The sequence below is a fragment of the Bradyrhizobium sp. CSS354 genome (genome assembly GCF_029051725.1).
Classification (GTDB): Bacteria; Pseudomonadota; Alphaproteobacteria; order Rhizobiales; family Xanthobacteraceae; genus Bradyrhizobium.
This window is the reverse complement of the sequence record NZ_JAACFU010000028.1, coordinates 1-13,569: the sequence shown is the minus strand read 5'-3', so window position 1 is coordinate 13,569 and position 13,569 is coordinate 1. Positions and strand designations below refer to the sequence as shown.

At 57.7% G+C, this 13,569-nt stretch carries 10 protein-coding genes and 1 pseudogene; 5 read left to right on the top strand and 6 right to left on the bottom strand.

Annotation, left to right across the window (positions count from 1 at the left end; translation table 11 throughout):
• Positions 1 to 43: 43 nt before the first annotated feature.
• Together GWG67_RS35540 and GWG67_RS35535 are read left to right on the top strand one after the other, a co-directional pair.
• Positions 44 to 320 (top strand): annotated as a pseudogene (locus GWG67_RS35540) (transposase); the annotation flags it as partial.
• A 612-nt stretch (positions 321 to 932) separates the two neighbouring features.
• Positions 933 to 2,051 carry an FAD-binding oxidoreductase gene (locus GWG67_RS35535; protein WP_275174330.1) on the top strand — a complete coding sequence of 373 codons (1,119 nt, stop codon included), beginning with the start codon at positions 933 to 935 and terminating at the stop codon, positions 2,049 to 2,051.
• 1,704 nt (positions 2,052 to 3,755) lie between these two features.
• On the opposite strand, the gene GWG67_RS35530 is transcribed toward GWG67_RS35535, so the two are convergent.
• The gene (locus tag GWG67_RS35530; protein WP_275174371.1) at positions 3,756 to 4,103 is read right to left on the bottom strand and encodes an aminotransferase class V-fold PLP-dependent enzyme; all 348 of its coding nucleotides are present in this window, start codon (positions 4,101 to 4,103) and stop codon (positions 3,756 to 3,758) included.
• Positions 4,058 to 4,378, bottom strand: coding sequence for a hypothetical protein (locus tag GWG67_RS35525; RefSeq protein ID WP_275174382.1), 321 nt, complete (start codon positions 4,376 to 4,378; stop codon positions 4,058 to 4,060). Before GWG67_RS35525 ends, GWG67_RS35530 begins: the two co-directional genes overlap by 46 nt.
• Positions 4,379 to 4,853: 475 nt before the next feature.
• Between GWG67_RS35525 and GWG67_RS35520 the strand changes: the two genes are divergently transcribed.
• From GWG67_RS35520 to GWG67_RS35510, 3 genes are read left to right on the top strand one after another with little or no spacing between them, the layout of a single operon-like run.
• Positions 4,854 to 6,059 carry a pyridoxal phosphate-dependent aminotransferase gene (locus GWG67_RS35520; RefSeq protein WP_275174327.1) on the top strand — a complete coding sequence of 402 codons (1,206 nt, stop codon included), beginning with the start codon at positions 4,854 to 4,856 and terminating at the stop codon, positions 6,057 to 6,059.
• Positions 6,060 to 6,083: 24 nt separating this feature from the next.
• A complete protein-coding gene (locus GWG67_RS35515) occupies positions 6,084 to 6,899 on the top strand; it encodes a phosphocholine cytidylyltransferase family protein (protein WP_275174325.1) in 816 nt (271 codons plus the stop codon).
• Entirely contained in the window at positions 6,896 to 7,516 is a 621-nt protein-coding gene (locus GWG67_RS35510; RefSeq protein WP_275174323.1) for a CDP-alcohol phosphatidyltransferase family protein, read from the top strand. The genes GWG67_RS35515 and GWG67_RS35510 overlap by 4 nt, the downstream gene beginning before the upstream one ends.
• 1,260 nt (positions 7,517 to 8,776) lie before the next feature.
• On the opposite strand, the gene GWG67_RS35505 is transcribed toward GWG67_RS35510, so the two are convergent.
• The 4 genes from GWG67_RS35505 to GWG67_RS35490 all read right to left on the bottom strand — a co-directional run bounded on the left by GWG67_RS35505 (position 8,777) and on the right by GWG67_RS35490 (position 12,676).
• Positions 8,777 to 9,955, bottom strand: coding sequence for an amidohydrolase family protein (locus GWG67_RS35505; RefSeq protein ID WP_275174321.1), 1,179 nt, complete (start codon positions 9,953 to 9,955; stop codon positions 8,777 to 8,779).
• A 40-nt stretch (positions 9,956 to 9,995) separates the two neighbouring features.
• Positions 9,996 to 10,838: a class I SAM-dependent methyltransferase gene (locus tag GWG67_RS35500; RefSeq protein WP_275174319.1), complete on the bottom strand. Its 843-nt coding sequence runs from the start codon at positions 10,836 to 10,838 to the stop codon at positions 9,996 to 9,998.
• A gap of 24 nt (positions 10,839 to 10,862) precedes the next feature.
• A complete protein-coding gene (locus tag GWG67_RS35495; RefSeq protein ID WP_275174317.1) occupies positions 10,863 to 12,035 on the bottom strand; it encodes a PLP-dependent aminotransferase family protein in 1,173 nt (390 codons plus the stop codon).
• 119 nt (positions 12,036 to 12,154) lie between these two features.
• Complete coding sequence (locus tag GWG67_RS35490) at positions 12,155 to 12,676, bottom strand: CDP-alcohol phosphatidyltransferase family protein (protein ID WP_275174315.1); 522 nt, start codon at positions 12,674 to 12,676, stop codon at positions 12,155 to 12,157.
• Positions 12,677 to 13,569 lie beyond the last annotated feature (893 nt).

The window sequence follows — 13,569 nt, the reverse complement described above, 5'->3', positions numbered from 1 at the left end:
TTTCTGACATCTTGATCAATTAGCAGGCTTGATAGTTGACGGGGCGTTCCTCGCCCGTCCGGTCGAGGGCGATGGCCCTCTCTGTGGATCGACGCCACCTACGTGAAGGTGCGCCAGCAGGGGCGCAATGTCTCGGTCGCGGGGATCGTCGCGATCATCGTGCAGGATGGCCGGCCGGAAATCTCCGGCATGGATGTCGGCCCATCCGCGGATGGCGTTCCTGCGCAGGCTCGCCAGGCGGGGTCTGCGCGGCCTCAAGCTAGTGAGCTTCGGACGCCCACGAGGGCATCAAGGCGGCCGCCAAGGTGCTGAACGCCACGTGACAGCGCTGCCGAGTGGAGGTCGTTGAAAGAGTCCGCGCAGACTGATTCCGTTTCCCTTGTGATTCGCGGTCGGAGGGGCGCGCCCGTAGCGCCGCGCGGATGAATCTCCCAACTTGGTGCAACCGGACACTCGTCGACTCGCTTCTGTGAGCCGCGGCGCGAATGTTGATGTTACCCTAGATTGAGCGTGCCAGAAGAGAATAAAGTGATTGAAAATGGATGAGAGCAACGCTGAGCCTATACAAAATTGATCATCATGTTGGTGTTACGACAAGAAGTTGGGTGATGAGGCGATAAAACTCGCTCATTGCCAACTCAGAACTTCCGTATCGGAAATTGGTGCTGGATTTTGCAACGCTATACCGACATGCAACAATTTGCATCCACTACCAACGTTAGTAGCTGATCTGGATCAAAGAGGCGTGTCACTGACTGGTTGATTAACGTCGAGCCAACGTCATATGCAGGTGTTCGGCATGGAACACGATTGTGCATTGGCCATCCAGTGCATCGAGACACAATAGAGCGAGCGATCACGACCGTGGCGGAGCCCCTCTTTGCCGATAGCCTCTCCTCCAACAAGCGCTCGGCTGGCTGAAGGAGGAATTGATGTTGGTCGCTGTTGTTGGAGCTGGGATTATGGGCGCGTCGCTCGCGCTTCATTTCGCCGCGAACGAAGTGACGGTACTGTTGTTTGATGGCGCCGAGCCCGGCTCTGGAGCAACCGGATCGAGTTTCGCTTGCCTAAACTTCTTTGCTGCGTCGACATCGGACTACATGCAGTTCAGGTCCGAAGCCCTTGACTACCACATGGAACTCGCACGCCCGATTGGTCTGGTAGACGCCATTAGAGCAACGGGAACATTGCGGTGGTCAATCGACTCCACGCAAAATAAGAAGTTGCTTCAGGCAGCAAGTATGGCCGAGGGGCTAGGAAGGACCGTTGAGTACCTTTCACGAAATGATGCATTGAACCTTGAGCCCAATCTTAGCATCGTGGGGTCTCCCGAAGTTATTGTGCGGGTTCCTCAGGAGGGATGGCTCGACCCTGTTTATTTCACGAAGCGCATGATCGACGCTGCCGTCGCAACCGGGCTGGCCCATTGGGTCTCTGAAAAATGTACAAAGATAGAGCCTCTCAACCACGGCGCTGTGGTCTGGACTAATCGTACTTGCTATCTTGTCGATGCAGTCGTGCTGGCCAGCGGCACCGGAATCAACGCCCTGCTTGACTATCTAGCGTGTGCGCCATTGGTTCATGAGTCGCCCGAGGTACTTGCGCAAATACAGTATTTCGGCCCTCCGATCGAGCACGTTGTCTTTGCTAACGATATTCATTTCCGGGCAAACGGGCCTTCCTCTCTCATCGTCGGCAGTGCCGGCGATGCCACGGGCGTCCGCCACTCTGGTGTAGAGCTCACGGCTGCCAGGGAGAATGTCTCGTTATTAAGGGGCGAGCTTAAAGACCCCTCCCTTGGGGAGTCCATTGCCGCGCGGAGAGGGACCCGTCCCGTTCCCAAAGATGGCTACCCGATCGTCGGGCGACTACCTGGTCAAGCACAGATATTCATTGCGGTGACGCACGCAGGCGTCACGCTTGCCCCATATGTCGCGCTACTGCTCACCACGGAAATTGCAAGGGAAGCATCATGTGATGTGCTTGGCGCCTTTCGACCCGAGCGCTTCTATATGCCGATAGATCAAAACAGAATCCCAAGAATCCAGTAGTTCCTGACGATAGTCGTTGAAGGCATCTAATGGGAACCTTGAGCGTTTTATGCGGCGCGGTGCGAGCCGCGCGCTCTGTCGTGCGTACGACCTCATAGAAGCCGATGAACGAAGCTGCGGAGTTGTGGGTGGTATGGGGTAGTAGCCGGTGCGGTTGCGGAGAAGGTGCGCCTGTGGTCGCCGCGCATCGGCGAGACATTCATCGGATGCCTCATTTGATCGGGTAAAGGGGCGATGCAGCGAGCGATTTGCTGCGCTGAGTGTGCGGCCGAACGATTAGCGGAGACGGCGACATTGGACATTGTCGCCGAGAGGGATGATCACGGGATGGGTGGATGGTGCGCGTCCTGGTTATGACGTATCACAACGAATGTCCAGCGGCCAGGCTCGCCGGAAAACGTCGATGTGCCACATGGTGCCGCCACAATGTCGCAGACGGAGATCTCGTATCAACGAAGGGATCGACGCTGGCTTCTCGATCTGCTGGGGGATGACAGACAGCGAGGTAGGCGTTTAGGGGAAGGCGACGAATGACCTGGAGCGGCAGCAACAGCCCGAGCCGTCTGCCCCTGCCCGCGCGTAGTGAAGCGAAAACTCGCATCGGCACCTCCCGCCCAAAGACTTATGGCCTGTGTGCCGAGAAGCACGTGACGGGCTCATCTCGCGCACGGACGGGCAACGGTTGCGGGAGGGACGCGAGGCAGCGACGCTGCGCGCCTCGCCCGATTGTACCGTTGGCGGCGAGCGTCGCGAAGAGGCGGTTGCAGCACTCAATCCGACATTGCAGCGCGAACAGCGTGCCGAGCGGGCCATCGATGCAGGCACCGAGCGCGCGGTGGTGCAGGAATCAAGCAGGCGAAGCGGCCGCGGCTGCCGAGGCAGCGCGATCGCTGGCGCAGCCCCCGCGCCCCCCTGCGGGCGGTTCTCCTTCAGAAGGATACTCTGGCAAGTCTGCCGGTGGAGCAGGAGCAGATCATTCGGGAGATTGAGGCAAGCGAGCGGGTGCAGGCGCAATCGACGAATCCCGGCGAACGAGCCGAGCCCGTGGTGGTGTCTGCAGCGCCGCTCGTGAGCTTCGTCTCTCCTGGGATTTCTCTTTTGAATAGCGCTCGCATTTCCAACGGCCCGTATTCCTCGTCGAGAGTAGCCAGCGCAGCCCGAAGGCTACGACGAAGAGTGTGATGCCGCCGCGAAAAATGCACTTGCGGCCGAACTCGTCGGCAAGCGCGCCAATCGTCAGCAGGGTGCTTGCGAGCGCCAGCATGTTTCGCGTGGAGCACATGCGCGAGCCCACGGGCGGGATGATATTCCTTCTCCAGCCCTGCTGGTGCAGGCGGAGCTACTGTTGAAGTTGAATCAACTGCGTCTGGGGACAAAAGCAGAGTCGTTCCAGACTCACCCGGGCTTCTCCCGGCCATGACGCGGCGGCCTTATTCAAGACCTGCACGCTTCAGCCCGCCTTCATGCCGGTGACGGCGGCCAGCGCCTCCACCAGGCGGTCGAGATCCGCCTCTTCGGTATAGAGCGCCGGCGTCACGCTGCCCCTTGGCGACACCCGCCCGGCGGACGGTGAGCACCTTGTAGCTGTCCCTGAGCTGCGCCACCGTGGCGTCGTTGCCGGCTTAGCTCGTCTTGCCCGCAAGGCAGAAGGACGTGATGACGCCGTAGGAGCCGGCCACGCCAGGCGTGAGGATCTCGATGTCCTTAAACGCGCGCAGACGGCGCACCCAGTAGTCGCGCCGATAGCGCAGCAGGCGGGCCTGCTTCGTGGCCGCGCCGATCTCCTAGTGGAGCGCGATCGCCGCGGGCACCGTCACACGGTGGCGAAAATGACCGTGCCAGTGTGCACCCGCGAGCGGATGTCGGCCTCCGGGAAGTCCTCGTCGCCCATGTGGCGGTGACTGTCCGGGAGAGACGCTCTTTTCTGATGTAGAGGAAGCCCACCCCGATAGGTGCGCCGATCCATTTGTGCAGATTGAAGCCGACGAAATCGGCCCCAAGTTCGCTCACCGTGAAATCGAGCTGCCCCCACGAATGGGCCGTGTCGACGATGGTGTCGATGTCCTTGGCCTTCGCCTGCGAACGATCTCGGCAATCGGCATGACGAGGCTTGTCCGGTGGCTGATGTGGGTGAGGCGCAGGAGCCTCGTCTTTGGAGTCGCGTCGAACGCGGGGGCGTAGGCGTCCAGCACGGACTGCCAAGTCGCCGGCTCCGGCACGTCGAACTCGACGGCGTCGATGCCGCGCCGCGCCTTGAGCGCGTTCATTGCATACTGCATCGAATCGTAGTCGAAATCGGCGTAGAGCACGATGTCGCCAGGCTTCACCTTATTGTAGCCGCCGATCAGGAGTGCAGCGCCTCGGTCGCTTGCAAATGGTAGAAGCCATCGCCAGGCGCTCGTCTAGACGTTCACGACCCACAGCACCGTAAGAACCGCAAATCTCGCCTCAATTGTAACGACTACGTTTTGCGCTCGGGTCAACTACCAACGCTAATATTTGATCTAGTGATGGGAGCAAGCTATTTGACGGATGAGCATCGGGCTGGGCACACATCAGCTGCAAAGGAGCTAAGCATGCAAACTCACCCACAATCTGTCCTGGCCGTCGACCGTGATCTATGTGCTGGCTCCTGGACTCCAGAATACTGTGTGCTCGCCGGTCTCGATGAACTCTTAAGCCCCATTTGGCCGACGCCTTCGTCGAAGAAGAAGTGATATCCGCCGAGGCAGATCGCGTACCGGCGGCGAAGCGGTTGCGATCACCTCAACAAACTCGACAATCGACCCAGGAGGAGCGCACATGTTGGCGCAACGGATGTCTTTGCTTTCAGGTTCGGGCACTGCCGCCGCCCGTGAGGCAGCTAAGACGGCTGCCGCGACCGGACGTCAGATCATCGATCTGGCGGCCGGCGAAGTCATCATCGAGCCACCATCATCCGTGCGCGAAGGAGCGATCGCCGCGATCAATGCCGGAACGAACCGGTATACCGATTCCATCGGCCTGACGCCGCTTCGCGGCGCTGTCGCCGTAAGGCTGTCTGCGGAAACAGGCATCAGCTGGACTACGGATAACATCGCTATCACTGCGGGTGCAAAGCAGGGCCTGCTCGACGTTGCCTTGGCCGTGTTCAATCCCGGAGATGAGGTCATCATCATTCGCCCCTGCTGGCCGACATTCCCGTCCCAGGTTCTTCTCGCTGGCGCAAAGCCCGTGTTCGTTGATGTTCGCCCCCCGACGTATACTCCCGATATCGTCGCAATTCGCGCCGCTGTCACCCCGTTCACAAAAGCCGTCATCATTAACTCGCCGAACAATCCGACCGGCGCAGTCTATGATCGAACGACTCTACAAGCTATCGGCGACCTCGCGATCAACTATCAACTCTGGATCGTTTCCGACGAAAGCTACTCCAGCTTTGTATTCACCGGTTCGCGCCATGAGTCGATCGTCATGGCGCATCCCGGCGTCCGTGCACGGACCATCCTGGTCAACGCCTTCTCCAAAGAGCTGGCGATCACCGGTTGGCGCCTGGGCTATTTCGCAGCTCCTCCGGAGATCGTTTCCGCGGCTAGGAAGCTGCAGAGCCATACGACCTCAAATGCCAATGTGATTGCGCAACACGCGATCTTGCACCACCTTCAAGTCGGTGACGGCAGCTTTGAAAAAGAGATGCATCAGCGCCTGTCTGGCGCTCGTAACGCTGGTCTTCGCATCCTCGCTGGTCTGCACGACGTGCCCCCGCCGAGTGCCGATGGCTCGTTCTTCTTCTATCTCGATCTGAGGAGGCTTGTCTCAGCTTTGCCGGCCGGCGGCCACCTTCGATCCACTGACGACATTGCACGATTGCTCCTGGAGGAAGCCGATGTGGGATCCGTTGCCGGCGGTACCTTTGGGGACGTGAACGGCCTGCGTCTCTGTTTCGGTGCTCCGCCGGACCTGCTGCAGACGGGACTGAAACGCGTCGTCGAGACCCTGAACAGCCTGAAGACGAGGCAAGCAGCCTGAAGCTTGCCAGAAGGACGTTTCAAAATGCTCAATGGTACACGGGCGGTGATCCTTGCCGCAGGAATGGGCTCCAGGCTGAGCCCCTACACGGATTTTGTTCCGAAACCCTTGGTGAAGGTGAACGGAACCTCGATGCTGCACAACGCGCTGCATCAGTTGTCTGAGCTCGGGGCTCGCGAAGTAACCATCGTCGTGGGTTATCGCGAGGGAGCCATCGAACAGTCCTGTGGCTATCGATTCGAGGATGTCGACATCGAATATATCCACAATCCCATCTTCGATCGGACCGGCAGCGCCTATTCCCTATGGCTAGCGCGAAATACAATGCTTGCCGGCGACACCGTCTTTCTCGAAGGCGATGTGTTCTTTGAGCGCGAAGTCCTCGAAAGAACACTTCGAACGGTCTCATCCACCCAGCAGAGCGTGGCGGCTGTGGCGGCGTTTAACGCAGCAATGACTGGTTCCGCCGTCGAGCTGGCTGACGATGGTTCTGTCGTCACGTTCGTCATGAACCAGACGCCCATCGAGGCCCGGGCCAGGGGTCTCTTCAAGACCATCAACCTGACGCACTTTTCCGCGGAAGCCTCGCGCGAACAGCTGGTGCCAGCATTGCACCAGGCTGTGGAAAGCGGGCATCGTACGGCCTATGTTGAGCAGGTCCTCGCACGGCTTGTCGAGCAGCGAGAGCTGCAGCTTTTTGCGGCGGATTGCAGCGATACCCGCTGGTTCGAAATCGATAGCGAAGATGATCTGCGCCTAGCGGAGAAGATTTTCGCGCCGTCGATGGGCCGCGCACGTTCCGCGGCGAGTTCCACCCCGCTGACGGGAGCAAGGCGATGATCGGGTATCTGCGTGACTATGCAAATGCCATCACCGCCCTCTCTTATCTGTTTGCCGTCATCGGGCTGTTCCTGGCCTTGAACCAAAAGATAGAGTTCGGCGTTGCGGCAATGCTTTGGACCTGGTTTCTGGATCATTGGGACGGGCATGTTGCCCGGAAGACGCGGCATCTTCGCCGTCCAGGTGTGGCGGAGTTCGGGAAAAGCTTCGATGGACTTGCCGATCTCATTCATGGCGTTGTGTTCCCGGCCACGATCATTATCCTTGTGGGTCAAGGCACGATGCTGTCGCTCGTCGCAAGCTTGGCGCTGGTATTGGCGGGCGCGATCAGGCTCAGCTATTTCAAAAATGTAGGACTCACATCTGACGCGCGATTTATTGGCATTCCGGTTTCATACGGTACACCAGTCCTTACTATCCTGCTGCTCGCTCGCCCGTTGTTATCGGAAGATGTTTTTCCGACGCTTGTTGCGGCAGCCTTCATCATACTCGCGCTGTTATACGTGACCACTGCAATCCGCGTCCCAGCCATTCGTGGAATCGCGGTGCCGATCGCGACGGGCTTTGCGATCGCCGGCTCGATCGCGCTGGCAACTGTCGCGGGTAATGCCCCTTAAGCCGACTGAAGATCGTTGTGGTTTCAAGCCAGGAAAGAAAAAAATGGACAATCTTTCAAATCTTGGCGAAGTTGCGCAGACATCCGCATGGCTCATCAACTACGGACGCGATCTTCCACCTCCGAGTCCGCTTGTCTGGACTGCAATCCAAGAGTCCTTTTACCATCTTGCGAAGACGAATGTCGCAGAGGCGATTTGATTTCCTCCTTTGACCGGCACAGCGAAAGGATCGTGAAGCCGGTGCCAATTGGCTCGCCCGGCGACTTGGAGGAACGTCGGATCCGGGCCGAATAGCACTCGCTAACGGTACGCAGAGCATCCCCGCGATGTTGTTTGCTACTATATTAAACCAATTGGCGTGCTCCTTACGGAGGCACTTAGGTATCCTGCGATCAAACCACTGTCGCATCTATTTCGAGTAAAGTTGCATGGCATCTCGATTGATGGGGAGGGGATCGAGCCTGAAAGCTTTGATCGTACGTGCATAAAATTCAAGGGGAAAGCGCGCGCCTTATACTGCATGCCTACCCTTCATAATCCCACATTAGCGATTGTGACCGAGACGAGGCGACAAGCAATCGCGAAGATTGCGCGCCGTCATACTCTTTCAATCTTTGAGGACGACATTTTAGGCGTCCTCCCGCGGAACGCTCCTCCTCCCCTTTCTGCGTATGCGCCCGAACGCAGCTGATACATCTCGGGTCTCAGCAAATCCTTGGCTTGTCAGCTTTTGGTCCAGTTTATCGACGACGCAGAGGGTATTGTGGCCTGGGGTTAGAACGACAAATTAAATGGTTACGCCTCTCATCGCGGAGATCGCGACCCATTGGCTAGCGACTGGCTTGGCAGCTGAAATTATAAATTCAGTGCGTCTGGAACGCAAAGCCGACGGAATATCGCGGAAGAGGCGTTCGGCATGCCACTCGGTATCGATCCGGCAAGTTAGCACCTTTGGATCAAACTGCCCGATCGCCTAAGCCGCAATGAGTTTGTCGAAGCCTCGCAGCAACGAGGTGTTGTCGTCGGGGCTGGAGCTTCCGTTGCCGTTGACAAAGGGTGTCAATTGAGCGGCGTCCTCGCGAAGTTAGGTTGTGAAGAACCGTCTATTGCCTAAGTTTCGCGATAGGCATTAGTCCTGCTGAATACAGATCATGATTGTTGGAGATAAGAGGAGAATGGAAGCGGAGGCGCTGGCTTCGGGACTCGAAACGGGAATCTCTCATCGGGTCGCAACCTAAACAAAACCGCATCGCGTCGGAGCTATATGGGCAGCATCGCCGGATCCATTAAGCGGCCAGATTTGACGACGATTTCGACTTCGCCAAGTGCGGCGATATTTGCCATCGGGTCGGCATCGAGAACGACGAGGTCGGCCGCTCTTCTCGCAGCAATGATCCCCACTTGGTCATCGATGCCTAACAGGATCGCAGCGTTCCGGGTGATCGCTTCAACGCACTGCATCGGGGTCATTCCCCATTCCTGCATCGTACTGCATTCATCCGTCAGATTGCCTAGGCTGTCCGAACCAAAGGCAAGCGTCACTCCCGCGTCAAGGGCATGCCGAAAGCCTACTTTGTGGTGCTCAACGATCTCGGCGCTGTGACGCATGATGCCTTGACCTCGTCCCCAGTCATTTCGGAGTTCCTTATAGCTACTAAGAGTCGGCACCAAGCCCACGCCCCTTTTTGACATCTCTCTTGCGGTAGCAGCGCTGAGGAATACGCCGTGTTCGATGGTGTCAGCGCCAGCCTCGATGGCATTTGCGATCGCTTCGTCGCAAAGCGCGTGTGCCATGCATCTGCGGCCGTGGTGGTGCGCAAGGTCGAAAGCGGCCCGCATCGTTGCAACATCCATGTTAACCACGCTTAATGGCTCGCCTTCGGCATGGCCCCATTCGATGCTAGCCATGCATTTGATGAAGTCAGCGCCGCGCTTAATCATCGCTCCGGCGGCTTTCTTCGCCTCAAGAGGAGTATCCACCTCCACAAATATCTCATGCGCGTAGCCCGCTGTTTCAGTAAGGCCCTGAGCGGTTGCGAGAATGCGAGGCGCGACGATATCGGAGCTCGCAATCGCAGACTTAAGCGACAGCGACAATCCTCTGGGGGCGCCCGCATCGCGAACAGTTGTTATACCCTCTCGCAAGTTGACAAGTGCGTTTTGGATGCCCCGCGCGATCATTATCGCATCATCGGCACCCGCGCGATCTGTCCTCGAGCCGCGAAGTCGTTTTGTTGTTAGGTGATCGTGAGCATTGATGAAGCCTGGCAAAAGATACTTCCCAGTCAGGTCTATAACTGTTGCTTCGGCTTGATCAGCGAATTCACCTGCGGAGCCGACAGCAATTATGCGATCGGCCTCCACAACGACCTCAGCATTCGCAATTGGCCTGCCTCCACGTCCGTCGATTAAAGTCGCGCCGCTCAATACTAAACGCATCCTGATCTCCATCATCCACGGACGAAAACTCTACTAGACCCTAGGTGCGACGCGCTGTAATGATTTCGGCCTCGTAAGGCATTTCGACAAGTGCGTTGCTATCGCTGTACTGTTCGAAGAGGATGCCGAGGGCCGAAAGGATCGCATCCTCTCCCTCGTGATTGATCGCTTTCTGCACGATTGTGAACGACCGCGCACGATGCTGAAACGTTTCGCGATCGATCAGCTCGTTAAAAACGAAGGGTTCTCGCGTCACGTCTTTCAGACCAGATTCGGCTCCTAACTCGACCGCAATATCAATCTCTGCGTAGCCGCCCTCAGGTCTGGAGTGCCGATGCCGACGGTAGCCGGGGAGTGCGGCCTCGATTACCGAGAGAAAGCCATCCACAAAGGCACTACCCTTGTCGTAAGGCTCGTACTGAACGATTGCGAGGACGCCCCCCGGCGCCAGGACACGCTGCGCCTCTCGATAGAACGCCGGACGATTGAAGCGATGCACTGCGCTAGCAGCCGTCACTAACTGAGCAGAGCCGTCTGCCGCTTGCAGATGTTCGGCCACCCCGTCAGTGTAGTGCACGAGCACGCCGGTTGGCGTCTGGGTCTCCGCGTGCCGCCGCATATCTTCATTTGGCTCTACTGCGACGATCTGGAAGCTAGAGCCAAAAACCGCGGCAAGGCTGCGCGTGAACAGACCGGTCCCGGCGCCTACCTCGATGATGTGACCTCCCCTGCAATCAGGGAGCACGAATCTCAATTGTTCTGCAATCCGCTGCGGATACGTCGGGCGAAACTGATAAAAGTAGCCGAGACCATCAAAATCGTCCCAGGGACTGTGAATCTGGCCCGACGCAGGTTGGCTCGTTGCCGTGCTTCCTATGGACATACTATTGTCTCCATGACGCTGGGCCTAGGTCAATCGGTACTTGTCGTACTCTGCCGCGATGATTGTGAGTGCCCTCTCGAGGGTTGAGTCATCCGACGGGTTGCCGAGGCCGAACCGGATCGCTCGTGGCGGCTCCGCTTCACCGATCACGAAGCCATCACTTGTCGAAACAAGCACGCCAGCCTGCTCAAGCCTCGTAGTTAGATCGGCACTCGTGACGTAAGGCGGCGTTGGCATCCATACATGGAGACCCCCCTCCCCGAGTCGGTGATCGATATTTGTGAGATGTTGGCGAACTAAAGTATGCCGCGCGGCCGTCGCGCTGCGAACAGCGTCGAGAATCCTTCCGATTGATCCAGACTCAATCAATTCTGTGGCGAGTGCGGCGCTAAGCGGCGCCGTCATCCAGAAGGTAGCCCGGACTCCCGGCCAAAAGAGGTCCGCCGCCGCCTCCTTTGACGGCGCAACGACATAGGCCACCTTCATTCCCGGCGCGATACTCTTGGCTAAGCCGAGCAGATACCAAGAAAGTTCTGGGGCAAGGGCAGAAAGCGGCGGTGGCGCATTCCCGGGAATAAGGCTGTAGATGTCATCCTCGATGATGGAGACGCCGAACTCTCTGGCAATCGCGACGACTTCCTTGCGTCTTTCCAGGGACATGGTGACGGTGGTCGGGTTTTGAAGCGTCGAAAGAGGGTATAGCGCTTTCGGACGATGCGTCTGGCACACCTTTCGAAAAGCATCCGGGATCATGCCGTCGTCATCCATCCGGACCGGCGCCAAGCTTACACTAAAACGGGCTGCAAACCCCTTGATCGGCGGGTAGGTTAGCTCATCAACGGCCAGCATCCCGCCTGCACCGACGAGGCCGGGAATGAGCATATTCAGAGTACTTTGCGTGCTGCTTGTCAGGACAATACGCGCTTCGTCAGCTCGATAACCCAGGCGCGAGGCGCAGAATTCAGCGCCGGCTCGTCGGTCGGTTTCGGTTCCACACCAACGATGATGTCCGATAATTTTGCTGAGAGCGCCCCGTACCAGAATGTTGTTTGTTGCGTTGCTGAGGACCGGATCAAAGACGTGTGCGACTGGCGGCGGCGGATTCAGCCTAAGTGCGATCGGCGTTTTAAGACGTTCGTCAAGCTGGGCCTGAAGTGAGGCTTTCACAGCGGGTGCTGCTACAAACGCATTGTTCATTGGGGCGCCCTCCTAGATAGTTCGCTTCCAGCTACATCAAAATGATGGCCATTAGAACCAACGACACAATCGCTGCGGCCGTACTATCGGAACGCCAAGGCCTCGGATTGCCCGGACCTTCACAAACTCGGATAAATGGAAGACCGCAAGGACTGACAACAGTAGGGCCAGTGCCGCCTCGAACGCCCTCCGGACATTAGCGGTCGGAGCAAGAACATCAGGGCAAGTAATGGAGCATCATACGAAACCGGAATCCCGACAAAAGGAGCGTCAGGCGTTAGGCCGACATTCTCGAAATAGCTCAGCCTAATCGCACCCGACAAAACCAGGAGCAGACTGGCGAAAAGTGACAGTGCCGAACCTCGGCCAACAAGTATAATGATGGCGGCCAGGAACAAGATGCCATGGATGAAGTCGACAAAGCTATCGAAGCTCTTGCCGAATTCCGCTGCACCTGGGGGGCGAAGATGGCGAGTCTTGCGAGCAATATGCCCGTCCCAATGATCCAGAAACAAAATCCAGAGCATCGCCGCAACGTCGAGCTCTATCTTGCCGTTGAAGGCCAGGAGCAGCCCGATGACGGCAAACAGAAAGGCGACGGCCGAGATGGCATTTTCATAGTCACGCCGATACCCGATCATCACCTTGCTCCTGCTCTCAGGGTTGATGTTGCGTGCCGAATTCCGAAGGTGTGACTTTGCTCGACATTCATAGAGAATGCCATGCGTCGGTTCTTTCGATCAATTGCTAACGTTGGTAGTTGACCGGAGTGCGAAGTTTGTAAGTCCCTACAGAATTGATGCAGGAGTTGTCTGCACTGGTATGACGCTTGCTATGTCTCAGCTCAGGTCCTCGTAGCGTCGGGCGGATTCGGGTAACCATGAGACCTTGATCATACCTTCGCTCGCGGTCCTTGAGAACAACCTGTGTCCGAGCAATTCGACCGGCATGCTCTTCGGTCTCGTGCCAGGAGACCAGCCGCAGCCATCCAACGGCGACTCTGAATGAAGAGGTGGTCAGAGATAATATCTCATCTCTCATCGATGTTTCCGTGCTACGAGGCGCTGTGATCCCCGCATTTGGCGGCGATACGGCCTGGTCAACCAACGGCCCGACTTGGCTGCGGATATGCTCGCATCTGATGTGCCCATGTCGGTTCGCCTAAGCGGCAACTACAATTCCCATACCATCTTGACAAACGTACTCAATGCACTCGTACGCAGGGCCTCGAAGCGTCCCCACTTTGACGTGTTGCGGGTCACTCGGATTCTTGAGACCACGATGAGAACGCCCTTGACGACCGCATAGATGTGGATGCTCATGATTATCGGTTGCTGAGACGTCAACCGGCGCATTTAGTCGTCCGTTAAGAAGGCGAACTGAGCGGGGCTGGACCGGCCAGCACGCCACAAGAGTTCTCTGAGCCAGGCGAGGATACGGCGGAAGTTGTGGCCGACTGCTGAGAGCACGACGTTGGCGGCGTCGCCGGCGCGGCCTTTGAGATAGCAGCGGCCAAGGTGACCTTCGGCCTTCA